The following is a 19,156-nucleotide window of genomic DNA, read 5'->3' as shown; positions in this document are numbered from 1 at the left end:
ACTATTCATAAGCGCAATACAATGGCGACATTATTTTGAAACAACTCGATCCCAACCAAGTAACGGGTGCCATTTTGGTGGTGTTACCCAAATTTATTGGCGATGCCATTAATACGCTCCCCGCCATTGCCATGCTGCACCAGCTTTATCCCAACAATGAGATCCATGTACTAGCCAGACCTTACATGTGTGACATTTTTGCCCGTGACGAGCAATATCAAATCAAGGTGATCAGCGACAAGCGCTATGACAGAAGTGATAAACACTCAATGTGGTCAATGGCCAAGTCTCTCAAACGATATAATTTCGCGATGGCGGTCCTATTTCGCGGCTCATTAGGTGAAGCGGTATTATGTAAATTAGCGGGAGTTAAACGTGTGCTCGGCTATCGCCAAAATGGCCGCACACCACTTTTGAGCCATGGATTAAAACTCAACATCAATCATCACTACATTCAGCGCTATTGCCGCTTGGTCAATGACTGCCACGGTCATCCGTTTAGCGAACATATACTCCCACAATTGCATTATGACGAAACACAGTTAGTGACCAAGCAAGAAGGCGTTTTGTCCATTGGTGTGTATTTTGGCGGCCAGAATAAAGGTCCTCGGCATTACCCCAAAGCGCTGGCGCTGCAAACACTTTTAGCTTTATCACAACAGCATCAAGTACATTACTACTTACTTGGCGATCCGTCGGAACAAAGTGACAATCAGGTATTAACCGATGCGTTGTCAGCAGAAAAGGTTTCGGTTGAAAACCTCAGTGGCAAAACTACCCTCACCGAATTGGTGGATTGTATTGCCGCTTGCGATTTAATGATCAGTATCGATTCGGGGCCGATGCACATGGCTGCCGCGGTTGATACCCCTTGTGTGGCCGTCGTGGGTTTTGGTACTTCGCCTTGGTCGGTAGTCGCACCAAAAAATCATCACTTTATTGCCTTAACCAGCAATAGCTGTAGTTTAAACGACGAGAAAATCATAGAAGCTATCAAGCCAGAACAGATCACACAAGCAGCGAGTAGCATGCTCACACAGATTGTTAACGCTTGATAATGTCACTGCGCATGGGGGCTAGGCGCGCCAAAATTTGATTTTGCACGGGGTGGGCAATGCCCACTTCGTTCATTGCGTTTATCAGTAAGTCTACAGTGTGGTTAAAATCATGCTCAGGAATATGCATACCCGTGTGAATTTGCACCATGTTATCACCACCGTACTCACAAGGCCCATCTAGCACATCACACAGATGCGCGACAAAACCCGCCCTAAAATGGCTCACATTACTGTTTTTAAAATAATGAAATATCACCTCATCTTGACCAATTTGACTGATAAAGGCATCAACCAACTTGTTCAGTCCTGCTTGTGCGCCCACTTGTTGATAGAGGGTACTCGGCGTACTTTGGCAAGCACCAAGCAGTGCAACCATCAGCAATGCCAAACAACTGTTTTTAGCTCGCATAAACAGCTTCATCTAAAAGTACCCCGTGACAGATAAATACCAACCCGTTTGCTGATCAACACCAGCTATCGAACCTAAATCCAGCTTGGCAGCGGTAATATTAAAGTGTTTGTTAGGAAACCAAGCGATAAACACATCTCGCCAGTGGTTCTCTCCAAGTCCTAAATGATCGGGCTTTTCTCTAAACTCAGCGCCGATGGCCCAATGTCGTGATAAAAAAACCGCACTGCTGGCTTCAAATAGCCATGTTTTGTTGCCATGAGGTCCGCCAAACCCTAACAGCCCGATTTGATTAGCGTCACTGTGACGTGCCGTGATATTCCAAAACCAGTTGTAACCGGCCAGCGCACCTAAATGCAGCTTGCTCATTGCGATATAAACATCGTTACCTTGGCTTTTTTCGGCACCAAGTAAGGTAGCGATACTCGCATCCTTGAGTGATTTATGTTGCAGCCCAACGCTCAACTGTGGCCAATGACTGTAAACAATATCACCGTATAATCTCACCTTAATGGCGCTGACAGATTGCTCTATGCCGGTGTTAAGTGCGGGTACATCAAACTCTTGCTTCGCGTAACTCAATTCCATACGGTCAAATAAATTGGCTTGTACCCCACATACGTCAAGACGGTAGTTTTTAACGTCGCCTCGAGAACAAAAGCCACTTAGTGACCATTCATCTTCGCTGGCATATCCAGCTAATTGTGCCCACGGCACTAAGCCACCACCCGCACTGCCCTCAATTTGCGAGACCCCTGGTGTGGCTAACAATTTGCCAGCCGCTAAGGCCTGCCAGCTAAGTATGAATAAAAAACATGCACTAACCCACTTCATGGTAATTACCTAACCAGTTAATAAACTCTATTGCAGGCAAAGGCTTACTCAGTAGGTATCCCTGTGCATAATCGCAGCGCATCTGTTTCAATAAATGTAAAGACTCTTGGTTTTCAACCCCTTCAGACACCACCGAAAAGCCCAATTGATGACCAAGCGTAATCGTTGACTGCACAATACATTGGTCTTGGTATGATTCGTTGAGCTTTAATATAAACACTTTGTCGAGTTTCAGTTCATCAATCGGCAAACTCTTTAAACGCCCTAACGAAGTTTGCCCCACTCCGTAATCATCCAATGAGATCATCGCGCCAATCGCCTTAAGTGCCTTCAATGCAGCAATGCCTCGTGCTTCATTTTCTATCATGTCGCGTTCGGTCAGCTCGATGGTGATAAGGTTGGCTGGCACCTGATGGATCACCAACATATTTTCTAAGTGTGGTATAAAGTTTTCATCTATGATGTCTTGCGCCGACACATTAATGGCTGCTTTCATGGTTAAACCTTCATGCAGCCATATACCCACTTGTTTTACCACATTACTGACAACCCACTGCGTTAATTCCACTATCAAACCAGATTGTTCAGCCAAATCAATAAATAACTCAGGTGAGACCCACTGACCATTGGCACGTTGCCAGCGGATCAACGCTTCCACTTTGTCTATCTGTCCATTATTGATATTGAGTTTCGGCTGGTATGCCATAAATAACTGGCCATCATCGCTTTGCAATGCCTGCTTAAGTTCGTCAATGATCTGTAAGCGCTCTAAATGCGCCTCATCCTCTCCATCTTGATAGAAGTACACATCCTGCCCGCCTTGCGCCGCCATATCTACAGCTATCAACGCTCTTCGAACTAAATCTTCTGGCATTTGCGCCTGTTCAGGATAACTGATCGCGCCAATACTAAAGCGTAAATGAATATCTAAATTTTGGATCTCGTAGCACTCGCTGAGTGCACTTTGCAATTCGCAAACCGATTGGCTAATTGAAGTGTCGACAGGCGCTTCCAATACCAGTAAAAATTCATCTCCACCCAAACGGGTATTAAAGCCGTTAATTTGTGCTGTGAAGTCGGTAATACGCTGGGCTACCGCTTGTAAACACCCGTCGCCTATTCTAGGTCCTAACTTGTCATTGATGTGACGTAGGCCTTTAATGTCGATAGCAATCAAATGAAATAAACGAGCTTCATCAAGTTGCTCAGCTAGCATTTCCAACGCAGCCATACGATTGTAAAACCCAGTCAAAGTATCGTGACGGGCTTGAAAACTAATTTTTTCTTCACGGGTTTGAATGTCTTCCCCCATGTTTTGAAATGCATCAACGAGTTCACACACTTCTTTGCTTGGCCGAGACTCTGCTATTTTGGCCTGATAATTTCCTTGCGCAAATTGCTTGGCCATTACCGTTAGCTGTTGCAATGGTGTGGTTAAGTTATTAGCCAGTACACCACTGGTGACAAAACTAATAACAATGGTACCAAGTGACAAAGAAATAACCGTAAACACTAACTTATCAAACTCGCGATAATGCTCAGACAGATCTGCGCTGAGCACCACACTAATGGGATTGTTTTCCAACGCGGTTAACGGTACTTCTGCACTGCGATAAACGGGGTCTTGCCAAAACCAACGGCTTATTTTTTGGTTTTCAATAAACTCCAACAACGAAATATTTTGTGGATGATTTTCTATTGATGTGGTTTTTAAGCCCGTTGAGTGAGCAACAAAACTCATCTCCATGCCAGTTAATGCTTTCAGCTCTTTGGCAACATCGGTATCAATCACAAAACCCACCATGCTGTAAGCAATGGTACGTGGCGCCTTTACTGGCAGTAGAATGACTTGATACAGCTTATCGCCAATGACTAAAAAGGTAGAGTTATCACCTTGCTGTAACAGTTGCTTCATCAACAAAGTAGGGTCTTCAGCAAGCGCTACATTATTTTGATTCGCAGAAATAAGTTTGCCACGGGTATCAAACAACAACATGAGATCCGCATCGATGCGCTGACTGTGGTTGTATAGTACGCTACTGATGGTATCTGCATCACGTGTTGCCACAGCTTGTTTAAAACCAAAGTCGGCCGTCAACACCGTTGCGGCAGTCACCAACAGGCGCTCTTTTGCCTTCAAATATTGTTGGTAAACATTTTGAGCAACTTGAATATCTTGCTGTACTTGACGTTCGTTAAAGTGGCTCGTTGACCACCAAAAACTCGCCAAACTGGCTATCGCGCTTAACAAGACTAAGCCAACACATAAAAATATAATGCGCTGTTTTAAACTAGTGCCCATGATGCTCCTTAAATTTTTCACCAAAGGTATTGCGAGGCGCAGGTGTGACGAGATCCACACTCACCTTATTTTTCTTATGGCCGGCTTGCCAACTCACCGTGCGACGCTCATCAATATTGTCGCTTTGCTCTGGGTGCCAAAGTAGATATTCACTGGCATCTTCAGGTAACAAGACTTCACCTTGTGCGTTCGACACAAAGGTTGCTGGACTCTGACCGACGTAAATATAACCCACCATAGAATCATGAATGTTACAGCCCAGAACCACAACCCCTGAATTTTCAAAGACAATGGGGGCCTTAGGTGTACCCGCATAGAGCTTCAATTCGAATGGCTTGGCAGGAGAAAACGAATAAACATGGTGGCGAATATCATCGCTGTTCGGAAAAGAAACTTGTTGCCCTGCAACGATGGTTAACAACTTAGGGGAGAACTGTTTATCCACCTGATCCATCACGGCAATGTCTGATGGTGGCGTTTGTGATTGATAGTTAAGCAACTCGATAACGGCATTTTCAACAGGTTGGTCAAACTGATCAACGATGACGAGCGTCTTTGCTTGAACGCAAAAAGCAGCAAAACCCGTTAATAAGTAAGTAATGAGAGAAGCTGGATGGTTACACAGCTTACGAAATGGCATACCCTGCCTTTTGATTCATAGCAACATTATCCTTAAGTAAAAATGACCACACGGGTAATTGCAAGGCATTTGCTATATAACAACCAATAAACAGCATAAATTGCTGTTTATTGGTTAAAATGAAGCGAATTACGCGTTATCGATCAAGCCATATTGTTGATCTAAAATACGAATGACATCGCCACGCGGATCAGTTGGGATCTGCAGGTTTTCACCCACTATTTTACTCGCAATGCCCACGTAAGTGTCTGATACAGACATCATCACATCCACTGGCAATTTGTAACCTTTTGCCAATGCTTCGCGCTCGCTCATGCGGTCTTTATTCAATAAGACGTCACTATCTGGCACGTTATTGATCAATAATTGACGGAAACCTTCTTTAGAGTTTTCAATAATTTTGCCATCACGATATGCAGGACCATCCCAAATGCGAGACGAATCAGGCGTACCCACTTCATCAATGTAGATCAGCTTATCTTGGCCGTCGGTATCTTCGACGTAGCCAAATTCAAACTTGGTATCTACAAAGATTTGATCTAGACCCGCTAATTGCTCACTAATGAGCTGAAAACCTTCAGTTAATAACTGCTCATACTTGCTGACATCGTCAATTGACTTGAAGTTAAATGCCGCTAAGTTATCGGTGATGTTTTTACGCGTGATATTGACATCATCTACCGCAGGCACATCATCAAGACCGGTAATGATACCTTTGGTTGAAGGCGTGATCAGCAGCTCTGGCAATTTTTGATTTGCCACTAAGCCTTCTGGCAATTCAATACCGCAAAACTCACGCTCACCTTTGGCGTAATCTCGCCACATACTGCCGGTAATATACTGACGCGCAATGGCTTCCACTCTCACGGTGCTGGCTTTACGAACGATCCAAACGTATGGGTGTGGAATATCGACAATATGGTTACCAGCAAGGCCTGCTTGGTCGAACAACTTAAACCAATGTGCTGCCACACTGTTCAAGGCAATACCTTTACCAGGCACGCCATTTAAGCCATTCTCGCCTTGCCAAATACAGTCAAATGCCGAGATCCTATCTGAGATCACCATGATCGCAAGCTCAGTACCTTTTGGTACATCGTAGCCTTTTTCCGAGATCAATCGGGCACTATCTTCATCGGTGAGCCAGTAAACTGAACGTACTTTACCACTGTGAACCGCACCTTTTGTGCGAATTGGTAGATCGTCATTGACGTCTAAAACTTTGTAGCTACTCATTATTACTCCAAGGCCGGATGCACCTTGCTAAAGGGTGCAAAAATATGAGGGGGTTAGGAGGCGTTATAATAATCGTTCAGCGGCAAAATCACAATCAACAACGCATTTGTCGCACAAAGTTTCAATTTTAGCGTGCTATGGTTTTGCACACCCAAAAACTAATATAACATCAAGTGCATAATGGCACTGAAGGTATATTGATGATAACAGTTCGAGATTTGGTCTATGTATGGCCTGGGCAAAAAGCCCCCACCCTGCACATTCAACAGCTCAATATCAATCAAGGCGAAAAAGTCTTTTTACATGGTCCAAGTGGCAGTGGTAAGTCGACCTTGTTAGGACTGTTAGCGGGCATTCATACAATACAGCAAGGTGACATTGAGATATTAAATCAATCGCTTGGCAAGCTAAGTGCCAGCAAACGAGATCGCTTTCGCGCTGACCACATCGGTACCATTTTTCAAAGCTTTAATTTATTGCCCTACTTAAGCCCACTCGACAATGTCACTCTAGGATGTGAGTTTTCAATATCTCGAGCCAATAAAGCCGTGAAACAAAGACAAAGTGTCGAAGCTGAAGCCCTGCATTTACTGCGAGCCCTCGGTATTGACGACTCAACCCTTAAACTGTCTGTATCGCAATTAAGTATTGGTCAGCAACAACGTGTTGCCGCCGCCCGTGCGTTTATCGGTCAACCGGAAGTAATCATTGCCGATGAACCTACCTCTGCACTGGACGCCGATGCGCGTCAAGCATTCATTGATATGCTGTTTACACAAGCGAAGGCGTATCAAGCAACCATCCTTTTTGTAAGCCATGACAAAAGTTTAGCGAGCGCTTTTGACCGACAAATCAGCTTGGACAGTATCAACGAGGTTAGCCCATGACCTTACTAAAACTTGCCCTGAAAAGTAGCTGGAATCGACGTGCGAGCGTTGCGCTGACACTGTGCACCATCGCTATCAGCGTCATGTTGTTACTGAGCATTGAGCGAGTTCGTGTCGAAGCGAAAAGTAGCTTTAGTAATACCGTATCAGGCACCGATCTGATTGTGGGCGCACGCACCGGGGATATTCAGCTGCTCCTTGCCAGTGTGTTTCGTATTGGCCATAGCAATAACGGCGTAAGTTGGCATAGCTATCAAGACATCAAAAGCCGCAAAGGGGTCGCTTGGACGATCCCAATAAGCCTTGGCGATAGCCATAAAGGCCACGCCGTGCTCGGTACCGATGAACAGTATTTCGTCCATTACCGATATGGTAAAAAGCAAAACTTGCATTTTCAGGCTGGCCGCGCGTTTCATAATGGTCACGAAGTAGTGCTTGGCAGTGAAGTGGCAAATAAACTTGGTTACCACCTAGGTGATCACATCATTATTTCTCATGGAATGGGAAACACCAGCTTTCATCATCATGATGATAACCCAATGACCGTTGTTGGCATTTTAGCACCTACCGGTACCCCCGTTGATAAAACCTTGCATGTCCCTTTGATTGCCATCGACAATATACATAAAAACTCGGCATCACCACGCGCGCTTTCACAACCAATTAGACCCGCTCTTAAAAGTGCACATGAACATGAAAACACGCATGAACTTGAGCATGAACACGATCATAAAGCGCCAGACTCGCAACCTGCTGATCTCATTGGCTCACCAAAACAGATCACGGCCTTTTTGATGGGTTTTGACTCACCGTTGTACACGTTGCAGGTGCGTCGTAATATCAATCAATACAAAGACGAGCCACTACTGGCGATTATGCCGGGTGTGACATTGCGAGAGCTGTGGGAAATGTTGGACATCGTCGAGAAAATCTTGCTGCTGTTTTCTATTGTCGTGGTCCTTGTTAGTTTATTGGGCATGCTTACCACCTTACTGGCCACCCTCAATCAACGTCGTAGAGAGCTTGCTATTTTGCGTTCTGTTGGCGCAAGACCTGGACATATTTTCAGCCTACTGAGTGTTGAGGCTGTGTTACTTACCGTGTTTGGTTGTCTTGGGGGAATTGCGCTGTTTTACACTTTGCTAATGAGCATAGCCCCTGTGGTGCAAAGTCAATTTGGTGTGGCAGTCAGCGCAACTTGGTTCTCTCACTATGAACTTGGCTTATTAGCGGGTATTATGCTCGCTGGCACCTTAATGGGCATTATTCCTGCTGCGCGGGCTTACTTTTATTCCCTAGCCGATGGCATGAGCATTAAAATATAGAGAGTTTTTATATGCGATTTTTTACTTTGCTAACATGTATGTTTGTCAGCACGATTGTGCAAGCCGCCGCACCCAAAGAAATCTTTTGGGAAGATCTTATCCCAAAAGGTCATGTGCAACTCACTGAGCAAAATGCTGCCAATCACGATGGCAGTGAACAAAACTGGGTACAGCCCAACCTGAATGCCCCAGTGGTAAAGAGTTTACATGGTCAATCAGTCAGCTTACCTGGATTTGTTGTGCCACTTGAAGGCGATAATGAATTGATCAGCGAGTTTTTATTGGTGCCTTACTTCGGAGCCTGTATTCATGTGCCACCGCCACCCCCCAATCAAATCGTACATGTTAAGTTTGAAGGCGGAGTACCCATCGAAAGCCTATACGATGCCATCACAGTTACTGGAGTGATTAAGGTAGAGACTTGGAAAGGCGAGCTAGCACAAACCGGTTATACCATGCAGGCCGTGGGTGTTGCGCCATTTGAGCTATAGAATAACCAGCAGCGTATGAGCAAGTTTAATTTGCTCATACGCTGCTGTTTTACCGACTTCTTCTCAACACAGCTTCCATACGTTCGTTAACATTATTATTCCAAAGACTCGAACGCCGTGTAGACAACAAAAAGTACTCTCCGCTATAGTGTCCCCAATAATATTACTACCCATGCTTCTTTTGTGATGAAAAAAAATATTTCTAAGTTCTCAATACTTTGCGTTGCTATTGCGTATTTATGTGGATGTGGCTCCTCTAGCGGTGATGATGACAACGGTGCACCAACCATCACAGCAACGCTCGCACAGAGCATTAATGAACGAACCACTGCGACTGGTGAATTTAAAATCACGGGTCATGGTAACGAAATAACCAACACAATCGTGAGCCAAATATCAGGCCCTGAAGTGGGTGATTTACAAGTCAACGCTTCTAGTTTCAGTTTTGTTGCCCCGGAAGTCACCCAAGATACCGCCATTGCATTTGAAATATCCGCGACAGATGACGATGACCAAGTTAGTCGACATGTGCTTAACAGTCAGGTGATCCAGGTCAATCGAGCCCCTGAAGTGACCGACCAAAACATTGCCATTGAGTTCAATACCGCGATTGAATTTAGTTTATCGGCCATCGATCTTGATGGCGACAAATTGACTTATCAAATGAACTCGCCCTCGCAAGGCGAGCTGACCCTAATCAACGAAATTCACCAGAATTACCGTTATACCCCAGCCCATAATGCAATCACGGATCAAGTCATCACACTATCAGTAAGCGATGGTTCACTGACTACAACAGCCCAAATAACACTGGATATCGTAGATACGAGTACGCCTTTGTTACTCGACACTCAACCAAAAATGAACACCCTCAACACTGACTTAAACCAACCAATCAGCCTCATATTTTCTGACAATATGCAAGCTGGTTGGTTAACAGATGACAGCGACACACTATGCGCTGGTGCGGTTGAATTGAGCCTCGATAATTTTTCAACCTGTTTGCCATATCAGATCACAACCACCCAGTTAGACGATCGTTTTGTCGTTGAGATTCAACCAACTGTTACACTTAATCATGTTACAGATTATGCGCTAAAACTGAGTAAGCAAGTCACTAACTTTCATGGTACGCCTTTGGCTGAGGCACAAGTTCTTCGGTTTCGTACAGAGCATGCCGATTTACTCATTTCGGAAGTATCATCATCAACAGATAAGCGAGATAATCGTTGGCTTGAAATTTACAACGGCACAGCAAGTACCCTAGATCTCGCTAACTATGAGATTGTTTCTGACAGTATTAAGTTAGACGATTTGACTGGAGCCGGTGAGCGGGCCTTTCCCTTGTCTTCGCAGTTATTATCACCCGGCGAGTTTATTATCGTGCAAGGTCAACATGGTGGATTATCGTGGTCAAATAGCATTATCAACTCGTCTCAATTGATGCTTATCGGCGATGGCATGTATGCTCCCCTGTGGTCAGAGTCAGGCTATGTGGAACTGAGGCGTCATTCACAAAGCACCGTCGACTTTGTGCGCTTTGGTCAATCAAGTAAATTACCTAGGAACAATGCGCACTGGAGTGCCACAACACAGCTGATGATGCATGGACAAAGCATAGCGAGGCCACAGCTAATCTCGGATTCTAATTCAGCGCGTGATTGGCAGGCGGTCAGCTTTGCAACACCTGCGGGACCAAACGATGTACTGTGCACTCAAGATGATGACTTGGATGGCATTCCTGATTGCGCTGAATTACCCGGTTCAAGCTATGCGGGTATGCCACTGTATGACTGGGGTGCAAGGTTAAACCGCCAAGATATTTTCATTGAAGTCGACTATATGGAAAGTGAAGATGCCTTACTCACACCACAAAGAGCGGCACTTGATAAAGTCAAAATGGTTTTTGCCCAGCAAAATATCGCTGTACATTTTGACGCTGGTAACTTATTCCATACAGAACCCGGTATAGCGACAGAGCACTATGATATCGGTGGTGGTAATCAGCTTGATTATTACCCTGCAGTCTCGTTTGAGACTCGTAAGGGCGCACCGAGCATACTAGATCATAAGGCACTTAACTTTGACCTTCGTCGTCGCCTCATATTCCATTACCTGTTGATGGGCAATAGCCAAAATATCGATGGTAGCCCAGGTTCTTCTGGGGCTGCCGAATTTAACGGTAACGACCTACTAGTCACTTTAGGTGGCACACCGGTTCATAGCAATAGCGGTCTAATGCATAACATGACGGTGAATTTACAAGCTTCGACTATCCTACATGAATTAGGCCATAATCTTGGTTTATCACACGGCGGAGACGAGCAGGTTAATTACAAGCCAAACCACTACAGTTCAATGAATTACCTGTATCAATTGGATGGATTACCAACCACTGGCTATCGTGAGGGAGATCGCTACTATCAGGCTTTCTACCAAAACAACACAAATTGCTTCCCAGCAGGCAGAGCACTTATCAACGGCCCGCTCAGTGCGCCTCAACATTTTAAAATCGATTATTCTCATGGTGTTAATACAGTAATTAATGAGTCTTCTATAAACGAAGCATTGGGGCTTCACCACCGTGACTCAACCAGCGTTGATTTCAACTGCAATGGATCTTTTGGTGATATATTAATCAACTTTGATGTTAACCGAGATAATATTCATAACGGTGTATTAAGAGATTATGATGAATGGGGCAACCTCACACTCGACTTTGCCAATTATTCAAGTGGTGCCAACAATGGCCAATCCAAGCAATCATCCGTCACAGCGACGCCATCAATTATGCACTCGGATGCACAACATATCGTGACAGAGCAAAATGCGGCACAACGTCTCTTTGAGCTAGTACAAACGGCAAACAGTTATGATTAAGACATTGGCTATCGTGTTCTCAGGTGGAATGCTAATGGCCTGTCAATCAACACCCAACGCGCAAGCGATTTGGTCGATGAACCATGATGGGATTTATTACCAAGGTAATTTACTTGATATGGGCAGTGCACATGCACTGTCTTGTCAGCAATGTGAAGTAACCACTCAAACCTTGCTCACACCGTTTGGTCCTAGCCACTATGTTTTACTTAAACAAAATGGTCAGTTCAAAGCTATTTGGGGCAGTACTGCACAAGCAGAATTGTTTATCCCCAACAATCACACGCAAACGCGGTTGCCATTAACGCGAGTTGAAAGCCATTGGCAACTCACGATAGACGGAGCGGTTTATACAATGATCGACACTCAACTAGCCACGCTGACTATTGGCGATGCGCAATTCAATGTCTTAGTGAAATCAGAGCAAAAATCGCAGAGATTTATTTACAGCGCCCTACTTATTTCGAAAAAGTGAGTAAGCTCGCGACTCATTTTCATTTTTCTGGATAAATATATATTTGAGCCAAAATAATTAGCTTATTGTTAACTAAGTACTTTTTTCTTAGTGCCAAAAAAAACTTCCCCCTTATAGTAAAAAGTCGTACTTTACCTGTTGTAAAAACAGACAAAAAAATACATTCTAATAACACAGAGATACTTTTTTTAACATCTAAGTTTGGATCCTCGTAATGTTTTACCCATTCTCCAAACGCTATTAAGGCCGCATTTGCGGCCTTAATTTTGTCCTGACTAGTCTGACTTATTACTTCGACCTGGATAATAAATCACTGCAGGCTCTGAATAGTTGGGCACATGATCATAACTAAACACTGCATAATATTTAGCAATGTCTGCATTGCCAAAATTATCCAACGTGTATTGATCTTGCCCACCATACAGCTTAACGCCATCAAATGGTGAACGAGGCGGGTGAAAACGATTACGCACAACAAAGCTGCCAACCAAATCCGCACTCTCGGTATTTAACCAAGTAAGCTTGACCACGCCGTTTTCCACTTGTGTCTGTAAATGCGTTGGTGCAGGCAGCGCTTCTACACGTCGTTCAATATACTCAACCTCTAACTTAGCGGGTTGTGCATCATGGCAATCACGCCAATTAACCAACGCATTGCGCGCTTGCGATTCTGCAGTGGCTCGGATAATGAAGTACAGTGGACTTTGCGCCTTGTGCAATCGCGCCAATTCTTTCAAGCTGTAACTATCAAATATAAAGTTATGTGCCGTACGTTCTTTAAGCTGTTCATTACTGACTTCATAACCAATATACTCGATTTTTTGCCTTTCTTTTACGTGCTTAAAATCAACATCTTTAAGCTCCACCAGCTCGACAGTAAAACGCACATCCTTAGCAGACGACAAACTGTTAGTGCTAAACAGCGTCAAGCAGGCTCGAGTGAACACTGTGCGCTCTGGGTCTAAGTGTTCATTCAGCTCAAATGCCAGTTGTCCGTAAACAATTTCACCCTCTGCATCAAAACCCGACGCCAACTTGTCTGCAACCACTTTATCTTTATAGATGGTATTGCAACTACTGGCATGCACGCAGGAACGTAGTTCTGGCAGTTGGTAGATCAGCTCTAAATTGGGGCGGTAGTGTAGACCACTGCCAAAAGTACCGTAACCAATATCAAACTGCATAATTTGTGAGTCGTTGCCAATGGGTAAACTTTGTGGTCCTTGAATACGCAGTAATAAGGTACGTTGCGCCAGAAGCTGTTCCAGCAGCTCTCGCTCTACCCCATTAAACGCCCAGCGCAACCAGATCCCTTGAGTCATTTTGTCTGACTCAATGGTCTGCCCTAATGTATGCAGTGGTTTTGCATCCTGAATTGCAGAAAAATCGTAAATATCATCGATTAAACTGGCATCCAAGATAGAAATAGACCACTCACCATATTTTTCAATTTTGGCTGCCACTCGATTCATGGGATACAAAAATAGCTTAGCGGCTTCAATGTGAGAGCCTTCAGGGATCGCCGTTAAATCAAACGCCACCACGCCGAAGCATACTCCTCTGTTTTTATCGATACCGATAAACATTGAGTTATAGCCAAAATGCTCTTTATTTTTACTCAGGTAGTTTTGCGACAGATAACCAACGTGCTCGCGCGCAGGAAATAACGTACGACCACATTGATTATCCGCAAGCGTGGTTTTTAAACGCAGCTCAGGACTAAACGGAGACTTAATTTTCGTGACCTTGTCCACAGCACGAATATTGTAAAAATAGAAGTGACCACTTTTCAGTTGCGAATCAACAAAGGTCAACGACTTAGTGATCGCCACCAAATTTTCTTCTGTGCAAGGGCTTTTGTTGTGCTCGCTACGATACACCTCAAAGTAAATATCATCTCGCTCTTGATATTGCCACTCTAATTCAACGTGATCGTGACCCACATCCTTAATCGTAAACTCCTGCACCCGAGAAGGTGCTAGCGGCGAGTAGTTAATCGCTTCACTCAATGCATACGCCACTGCAGGGATATTTTCAGCGACACTCTCTGCCATATTTTTCATGTAATCTGGAATGTTACGCGTGCCCACTTCCACCACGGTGGCAATGATCCCTTTTCGATAGTAGTACTCACGACCACTCCCTTGGATCAACTGAGCAGGTGGCTTACCACGATGAATTCCGTATTGGCGACCGGTGACCTTACGGATCTCATTATTCATATTGGCGCACAGTACATTGAGATCGGTGCCTTCGATTTCAACTTCATGGTTAAACTTATGCGCAGGAAAAAACACATTTCCCTGTGAGTGATAATCCAGTGCAACGCGAATATTTTCGTGACTTTCCACAAAATCCCGAATGGCCGACGTTTCAGGTTCCGAAAACGCATGCGGACCGCCGTAAGTATTCGACTGCGTATTTTGGTTGCGCATAAATTTGGCATCAAAGTTACGATTGAGGTCGACACCAAAGGTGCCATCCCCATTGTTACGACGATTTTTACGCCAGAATGAAAAATGGTTACGAGAATATTCAAAACCATCGGGGTTCAAGCAAGGCACCATATACAAAGTATTGCGTGTTAGCGCCGTTTGTAATTTCGGGTTAAATCGATAATTATCGATGACATACTGGATAAATTTGATGGCTAGTTCATTGCCAATCCACTCTCGGGCATGGATTGACCCCGTATACAGTAAAGCGGGTTTATCATCTGCGTAGGTCACATCCAATGAAACAGTCACCAGCATGATGGGACGACCTTCCCAAGTCTCGCCGATGCTTTGTAGGCGGATTAAGTGTGGATGTTCACTCATGCTTTGCTGTAAAAAGTCGATGGTATCTTGATATGATGCATATTGGATTTTCATATTTCGTCCGAACAACTAGTAAAGAAGCGCTACCCGCTCATTCGTCGCGTTCATAGTGCGACAGTATAGAATGCAGGTAGCGATAGAGCATGGCTGTTATGGCTTACAAACAAGGTTTAGCCACTTCTTGCCAATGATTGACGATTCTTTCGAGCTTTTTATCTTTGAGGTTTTTCACAACACATAGTTGCGCTGGCTCAGTATTAAGCGCTTCGACTAAACCATGTGCGCCAAACGTGCTCATCAGCTCTTCAACCATTTTCTCGCCGACCCCTTTAACCTGTGACAAGATCTCTCGGATCTGCGCTTCATCGAAGAGCTCATAGGCATAACTATTCAGCTCATCACCAGCTTCATCACTACCTGGTCCACTCAAAACCGCTTTTGCGGGAACAACTTTGCCTTTTAGTACAACGTTGTCTTGAAAGTTCCAAACCTCACTTGGCCATTCTTCTTGACCGCTATAAGTCGTATCTAAGATCGGATAGTGTTGATCATCAAAGCGTGAAAACAGCTCCCCACAATCTTGGCTTGGCGTGTAACTTGAAAAGCCAATGTGACGCATAGTACGTAATAAGCGGGAGTCAATCTTGCCTAATTCTTCCCAGTTATACAGTGGAATATTCGGCTTTCTAAAGCGACCATCGCTGAGCAACCACATTAAATATTGACCAATCCAATCACGAATATACGGGAATGCAGCAAAGGCCGTCGCACATTCTAAAATACGCAACTTACCATCTTTACCAAGCGCAATATCACAGGCCCAATACTCTGCGTTGGCAGCTTTCGATGCGCGCGCCGCCAAATCTAATACACTCTTTGGCACATCTTGATAATCCATACTGCCACCTTGGCTAGTATTGGTTAGCCACTCACCTTCTGGTGGACGACGCCAAAAAGCACATACTGGCTTATGACCCACTAGCATCACGCGGATGTCTGCTTCCATAGGCACGAAATCTTGCACATAAACTGGGTAATAGCGCTTTTGGGTCAATAACTCCATTGCCTCTTCATAGCTATCGACTTTATGAACAAAGTACCCACCGTAGTTTGACGGCCCATACGAGCGTTTAATAATTTTCGGGTATTGGGTATGAGCTAAATATTGTTTCGCTTTTTCAGGAATGTAAAAGATCTCTGTATGAGGCGCTGGTAAATTATATTTGCGACAAAAATGCGTGACGTTTTCTTTTGACTTGTTTGAAAACTGACTGTCTAGTGAAGGCAAAAAGCGCACGTTTGGTAGTGCTCGAGCGACTTCTCTAAACGTTTCATAGGCTGTAGCTGGAATATTACCAATCAGTACATCAATTTTCTTACGTTTCACTTCATTGATAAAGCGCGCTTTATCATTTCCCCAATGGTAAGTGACGTGCTCGATTTTGTCAGGCCAGCCTTTGAAGTTAGATTTATCAAAAAAGCGCAGTACATAATCTAAGTAAAGTAATCCGATTTTAGGTAAAGATTTTTTTGCTGTCATTGCCTTAGGCCACCTTGACTGAATGAAGTTCGCGTTTTTGCTGTACCGTTCTCTCAATAAGCTCAACCATTGCTTGAAGCTTGTTGTTGTTAAAGTTAATACCTAGTTGCTCTTGCTCTGGCGTCGCAAAAGCAGGAATTGTATTGACCTCTAACACAACGTACTCTTCACGTTCACGGTCATAAATTAAGTCGACGCCTGCTATCTCTAAACCTAAAATTTGCGTCGCGCGGATAGCCAAATCAACAACGTCATCATTGGGTTCACGCACAAACACCGAACCACCACTGGTGATATTGGTTTTCCAGTCGTCTTTTGGCGCTTTCCTGCCGTAGCACCCCACACATTTTCCATCAACAATATCAATGCGATAATCCGTGTTGTCATAGTTAATAAAGCGCTCAACGTAGAAGTAACGCAAGTCGGTACGACTTAGAAATGGCAACAACATATCGAGGGCATGCTCACCATCGATTTTGACAATACCTACACCACCCCAACCGTCCGTCGGCTTGTACACTAACTTGCCACCAAAATCACGAATAGCCGCTTTTAAACCAGCAATATCGTTTTTATGGCATAAACGATAATCCGGCGTAACAATACCTTGACCACGCAACAAGTGAGATGTTCTAAACTTATCTTCCGCCAATGAGAACGAATGGAAGTTGTTTAAAGTAGGAATTGACTCGCTGAGCGCTTGATAAAGATAAAGCTGGTATTGTGTTTGCTGACCTGCGTTGTAACTTAAAAATGCATCCAACTCTTCCATGACTGTGCCATTACAAAAGATCTGCCCACCTTGGGCACGTGCATCTCTTAAATTTAATCCTGTCGTTGATTGTATTCCGCGTTCCGCAAGCGCGTTTACAAGCTTTTGTTCGATGGCTTTACCGCCACCATTTTCGTACATCCAAATGCCAACATGAGGTGCTGTCACGGTGTTCTCCTTGGTCCATTAATCGAGGCGAGAGTTGCTTAGGGACTATTGTAAAAGGATCTATGTGACACATTTTTGAACAATTCGGGCGGACAAAATTTGTTCATAAAAGCTTCACTGAAATGCAACTGAGCACGGCGACGATGAGCGCCAACACAACCAAGGAACGCAGTGATGATAGAGATAGATTTTGACGAATTAGCAACGTTAATTGCGTGTAATTCACACAGTAAAAATAAAGCTGGCGTCGATCAACATGGTGAACAAATGATCGAATTACTGGGTGCGCTAGGCTTTTCTCTTACCCGATACCAAAGAGCACACATCGGCGACCATTTACTCTTTCACACCCCCAAGCAAGCAGGAAGAAAAGTGCTGTTACTTGGCCATTTAGATACGGTTTTTCCGCCCAACACCTTCACTGAATTTAAACAAGATGATGAGTGGGTGTATGGTCCAGGTGTCTGCGATATGAAAGGAGGTAACTTTGTTGCCTTGAATGCGCTGCGTCGCTTACGCGCCGAGTTTGGGCCGTTGCACAACATTGACTTTTTACTCGTGAGTGACGAGGAAATTGGTAGCGATGACAGTAAGCCATTAACCTCAGACTTGGCAAAAAACTACGATGCCTGTTTGGTATTTGAAGCGGCTGGTAAAAACCATGAGGTCGTAGTCGGTCGTAAAGGAATAGCCACCTTTGAAATCGAGATCACGGGTAAAGCTGCGCATGCGGGTAACCATTACAGCGATGGCATAGATGCCAATTTCGCTTTAGCAAACATGCTACTTGAAATGACTAGCCTGACGAACCTTAAACGTGGCAGCACCGTGAATGTGGGTAAAATTCAAGGTGGCATTGGTGCCAATACCATTTCTCCCCATGCCTCAATGCTGGTTGAAGCGCGGTTTACCTCAATAGAAGAACAAAATAGATTGCTGCAAGGCATTGAAAATATTTGCTTTGCCATTGAGATCACCGGCGTTGAAGTTAAGATCAGTGGCGGCTTACAGCGTGGCGTGATGGCACCGAATAAGTCACAGCAAACCTTGCTCAATGAGATTGCCCAAATACTCGGTGAAGAGTTGCCCACAGAGCAGCGTGGTGGCGTCTCAGATGCCAATGTTGTATCGTCAGCGGGCACGCCCACACTGGATGGCTTTGGCCCATACGGCGATGGTGACCATACACGTCACGAACGCGCTTTGAAATCAAGCTTTATACTGCGCACCGAGCAAGTAACCACGATTTTACGTCACTGGTGTTTTAGTAACAAAACGGCACCACAGTTGAGCGATGCCGATAGCGCCCTCGCTCAGTAA

Annotated in this window: 15 protein-coding genes; 7 read left to right on the top strand and 8 right to left on the bottom strand. The window is 44.5% G+C overall.

Going from position 1 to position 19,156, the window contains the following annotated elements:
- The first annotated feature begins 35 nt into the window (after nucleotides 1–35).
- On the top strand, nucleotides 36–1,055 hold the full coding sequence (locus tag AC5FX4_RS04700) for a glycosyltransferase family 9 protein (protein ID WP_493605323.1): 1,020 nt from the start codon (nucleotides 36–38) through the stop codon (nucleotides 1,053–1,055).
- Here the strand turns inward: AC5FX4_RS04700 and AC5FX4_RS04695 are convergent.
- The 5 genes from AC5FX4_RS04695 to AC5FX4_RS04675 form a co-directional block, all read right to left on the bottom strand.
- Complete coding sequence (locus tag AC5FX4_RS04695; protein ID WP_493607772.1) at nucleotides 1,045–1,434, bottom strand: group I truncated hemoglobin; 390 nt, start codon at nucleotides 1,432–1,434, stop codon at nucleotides 1,045–1,047. The genes AC5FX4_RS04700 and AC5FX4_RS04695 overlap by 11 nt on opposite strands.
- A 45-nt stretch (nucleotides 1,435–1,479) precedes the next feature.
- Nucleotides 1,480–2,301 (bottom strand): DUF3034 family protein, encoded by an 822-nt coding sequence (locus AC5FX4_RS04690; RefSeq protein WP_493605322.1) that lies wholly within the window; start codon nucleotides 2,299–2,301, stop codon nucleotides 1,480–1,482.
- Nucleotides 2,288–4,603, bottom strand: coding sequence for a bifunctional diguanylate cyclase/phosphodiesterase (locus AC5FX4_RS04685; RefSeq protein WP_493605321.1), 2,316 nt, complete (start codon nucleotides 4,601–4,603; stop codon nucleotides 2,288–2,290). The genes AC5FX4_RS04690 and AC5FX4_RS04685 overlap by 14 nt, the downstream gene beginning before the upstream one ends.
- Entirely contained in the window at nucleotides 4,593–5,243 is a 651-nt protein-coding gene (locus AC5FX4_RS04680; RefSeq protein WP_493605320.1) for a methylamine utilization protein, read from the bottom strand. The genes AC5FX4_RS04685 and AC5FX4_RS04680 overlap by 11 nt, the downstream gene beginning before the upstream one ends.
- Before the next feature lie 129 nt (nucleotides 5,244–5,372).
- Nucleotides 5,373–6,479, bottom strand: coding sequence for a phosphoribosylaminoimidazolesuccinocarboxamide synthase (locus AC5FX4_RS04675; RefSeq protein WP_493605319.1), 1,107 nt, complete (start codon nucleotides 6,477–6,479; stop codon nucleotides 5,373–5,375).
- A gap of 200 nt (nucleotides 6,480–6,679) precedes the next feature.
- Between AC5FX4_RS04675 and AC5FX4_RS04670 the strand changes: the two genes are divergently transcribed.
- The 5 genes from AC5FX4_RS04670 to AC5FX4_RS04650 all read left to right on the top strand — a co-directional run bounded on the left by AC5FX4_RS04670 (nucleotide 6,680) and on the right by AC5FX4_RS04650 (nucleotide 12,537).
- On the top strand, nucleotides 6,680–7,366 hold the full coding sequence (locus AC5FX4_RS04670; protein ID WP_493605318.1) for an ABC transporter ATP-binding protein: 687 nt from the start codon (nucleotides 6,680–6,682) through the stop codon (nucleotides 7,364–7,366).
- Nucleotides 7,363–8,691, top strand: a complete 1,329-nt coding sequence (locus tag AC5FX4_RS04665) for an ABC transporter permease (RefSeq protein WP_493605317.1) — start codon at nucleotides 7,363–7,365, stop codon at nucleotides 8,689–8,691. Before AC5FX4_RS04670 ends, AC5FX4_RS04665 begins: the two co-directional genes overlap by 4 nt.
- An 11-nt stretch (nucleotides 8,692–8,702) precedes the next feature.
- The gene (locus AC5FX4_RS04660) at nucleotides 8,703–9,182 is read left to right on the top strand and encodes a DUF3299 domain-containing protein (RefSeq protein WP_493605316.1); all 480 of its coding nucleotides are present in this window, start codon (nucleotides 8,703–8,705) and stop codon (nucleotides 9,180–9,182) included.
- A 186-nt stretch (nucleotides 9,183–9,368) separates the two neighbouring features.
- Nucleotides 9,369–12,062 carry an Ig-like domain-containing protein gene (locus AC5FX4_RS04655; protein ID WP_493605315.1) on the top strand — a complete coding sequence of 898 codons (2,694 nt, stop codon included), beginning with the start codon at nucleotides 9,369–9,371 and terminating at the stop codon, nucleotides 12,060–12,062.
- Nucleotides 12,055–12,537, top strand: a complete 483-nt coding sequence (locus AC5FX4_RS04650) for a hypothetical protein (protein WP_493605314.1) — start codon at nucleotides 12,055–12,057, stop codon at nucleotides 12,535–12,537. Before AC5FX4_RS04655 ends, AC5FX4_RS04650 begins: the two co-directional genes overlap by 8 nt.
- Nucleotides 12,538–12,812: 275 nt before the next feature.
- On the opposite strand, the gene AC5FX4_RS04645 is transcribed toward AC5FX4_RS04650, so the two are convergent.
- From AC5FX4_RS04645 to AC5FX4_RS04635, 3 genes are all read right to left on the bottom strand, one after another.
- Nucleotides 12,813–15,410 carry a M14 family zinc carboxypeptidase gene (locus AC5FX4_RS04645; protein ID WP_493605313.1) on the bottom strand — a complete coding sequence of 866 codons (2,598 nt, stop codon included), beginning with the start codon at nucleotides 15,408–15,410 and terminating at the stop codon, nucleotides 12,813–12,815.
- 103 nt (nucleotides 15,411–15,513) lie between these two features.
- The gene (locus AC5FX4_RS04640; protein ID WP_493605312.1) at nucleotides 15,514–16,896 is read right to left on the bottom strand and encodes an ATP-grasp domain-containing protein; all 1,383 of its coding nucleotides are present in this window, start codon (nucleotides 16,894–16,896) and stop codon (nucleotides 15,514–15,516) included.
- A 4-nt stretch (nucleotides 16,897–16,900) separates the two neighbouring features.
- Nucleotides 16,901–17,836 (bottom strand): ATP-grasp domain-containing protein, encoded by a 936-nt coding sequence (locus AC5FX4_RS04635; RefSeq protein WP_493605311.1) that lies wholly within the window; start codon nucleotides 17,834–17,836, stop codon nucleotides 16,901–16,903.
- A 174-nt stretch (nucleotides 17,837–18,010) separates the two neighbouring features.
- Between AC5FX4_RS04635 and AC5FX4_RS04630 the strand changes: the two genes are divergently transcribed.
- Entirely contained in the window at nucleotides 18,011–19,156 is a 1,146-nt protein-coding gene (locus AC5FX4_RS04630) for a M20 family metallopeptidase (protein WP_493605310.1), read from the top strand.

Source organism: Pseudoalteromonas sp. ATL1, from assembly GCF_058933015.1.
Note: the sequence above shows the minus strand (reverse complement) of the source record. Positions and strands in the feature narration are given on the sequence as shown.

Excerpts from the sequence above, each read along its gene's own strand:
- AC5FX4_RS04695 (WP_493607772.1), bottom strand. The coding sequence starts at position 1,434 with ATGGTTGCACTGCTTGGTGCTTGCCAAAGTACGCCGAGTACCCTCTAT.
- AC5FX4_RS04690 (WP_493605322.1), bottom strand. The coding sequence starts at position 2,301 with ATGAAGTGGGTTAGTGCATGTTTTTTATTCATACTTAGCTGGCAGGCC.
- AC5FX4_RS04685 (WP_493605321.1), bottom strand. The coding sequence starts at position 4,603 with ATGGGCACTAGTTTAAAACAGCGCATTATATTTTTATGTGTTGGCTTA.
- AC5FX4_RS04680 (WP_493605320.1), bottom strand. The coding sequence starts at position 5,243 with ATGCCATTTCGTAAGCTGTGTAACCATCCAGCTTCTCTCATTACTTAC.
- AC5FX4_RS04675 (WP_493605319.1), bottom strand. The coding sequence starts at position 6,479 with ATGAGTAGCTACAAAGTTTTAGACGTCAATGACGATCTACCAATTCGC.
- AC5FX4_RS04670 (WP_493605318.1), top strand. The coding sequence starts at position 6,680 with ATGATAACAGTTCGAGATTTGGTCTATGTATGGCCTGGGCAAAAAGCC.
- AC5FX4_RS04665 (WP_493605317.1), top strand. The coding sequence starts at position 7,363 with ATGACCTTACTAAAACTTGCCCTGAAAAGTAGCTGGAATCGACGTGCG.
- AC5FX4_RS04660 (WP_493605316.1), top strand. The coding sequence starts at position 8,703 with ATGCGATTTTTTACTTTGCTAACATGTATGTTTGTCAGCACGATTGTG.
- AC5FX4_RS04655 (WP_493605315.1), top strand. The coding sequence starts at position 9,369 with ATGAAAAAAAATATTTCTAAGTTCTCAATACTTTGCGTTGCTATTGCG.
- AC5FX4_RS04650 (WP_493605314.1), top strand. The coding sequence starts at position 12,055 with ATGATTAAGACATTGGCTATCGTGTTCTCAGGTGGAATGCTAATGGCC.
- AC5FX4_RS04645 (WP_493605313.1), bottom strand. The coding sequence starts at position 15,410 with ATGAAAATCCAATATGCATCATATCAAGATACCATCGACTTTTTACAG.
- AC5FX4_RS04640 (WP_493605312.1), bottom strand. The coding sequence starts at position 16,896 with ATGACAGCAAAAAAATCTTTACCTAAAATCGGATTACTTTACTTAGAT.
- AC5FX4_RS04630 (WP_493605310.1), top strand. The coding sequence starts at position 18,011 with ATGATAGAGATAGATTTTGACGAATTAGCAACGTTAATTGCGTGTAAT.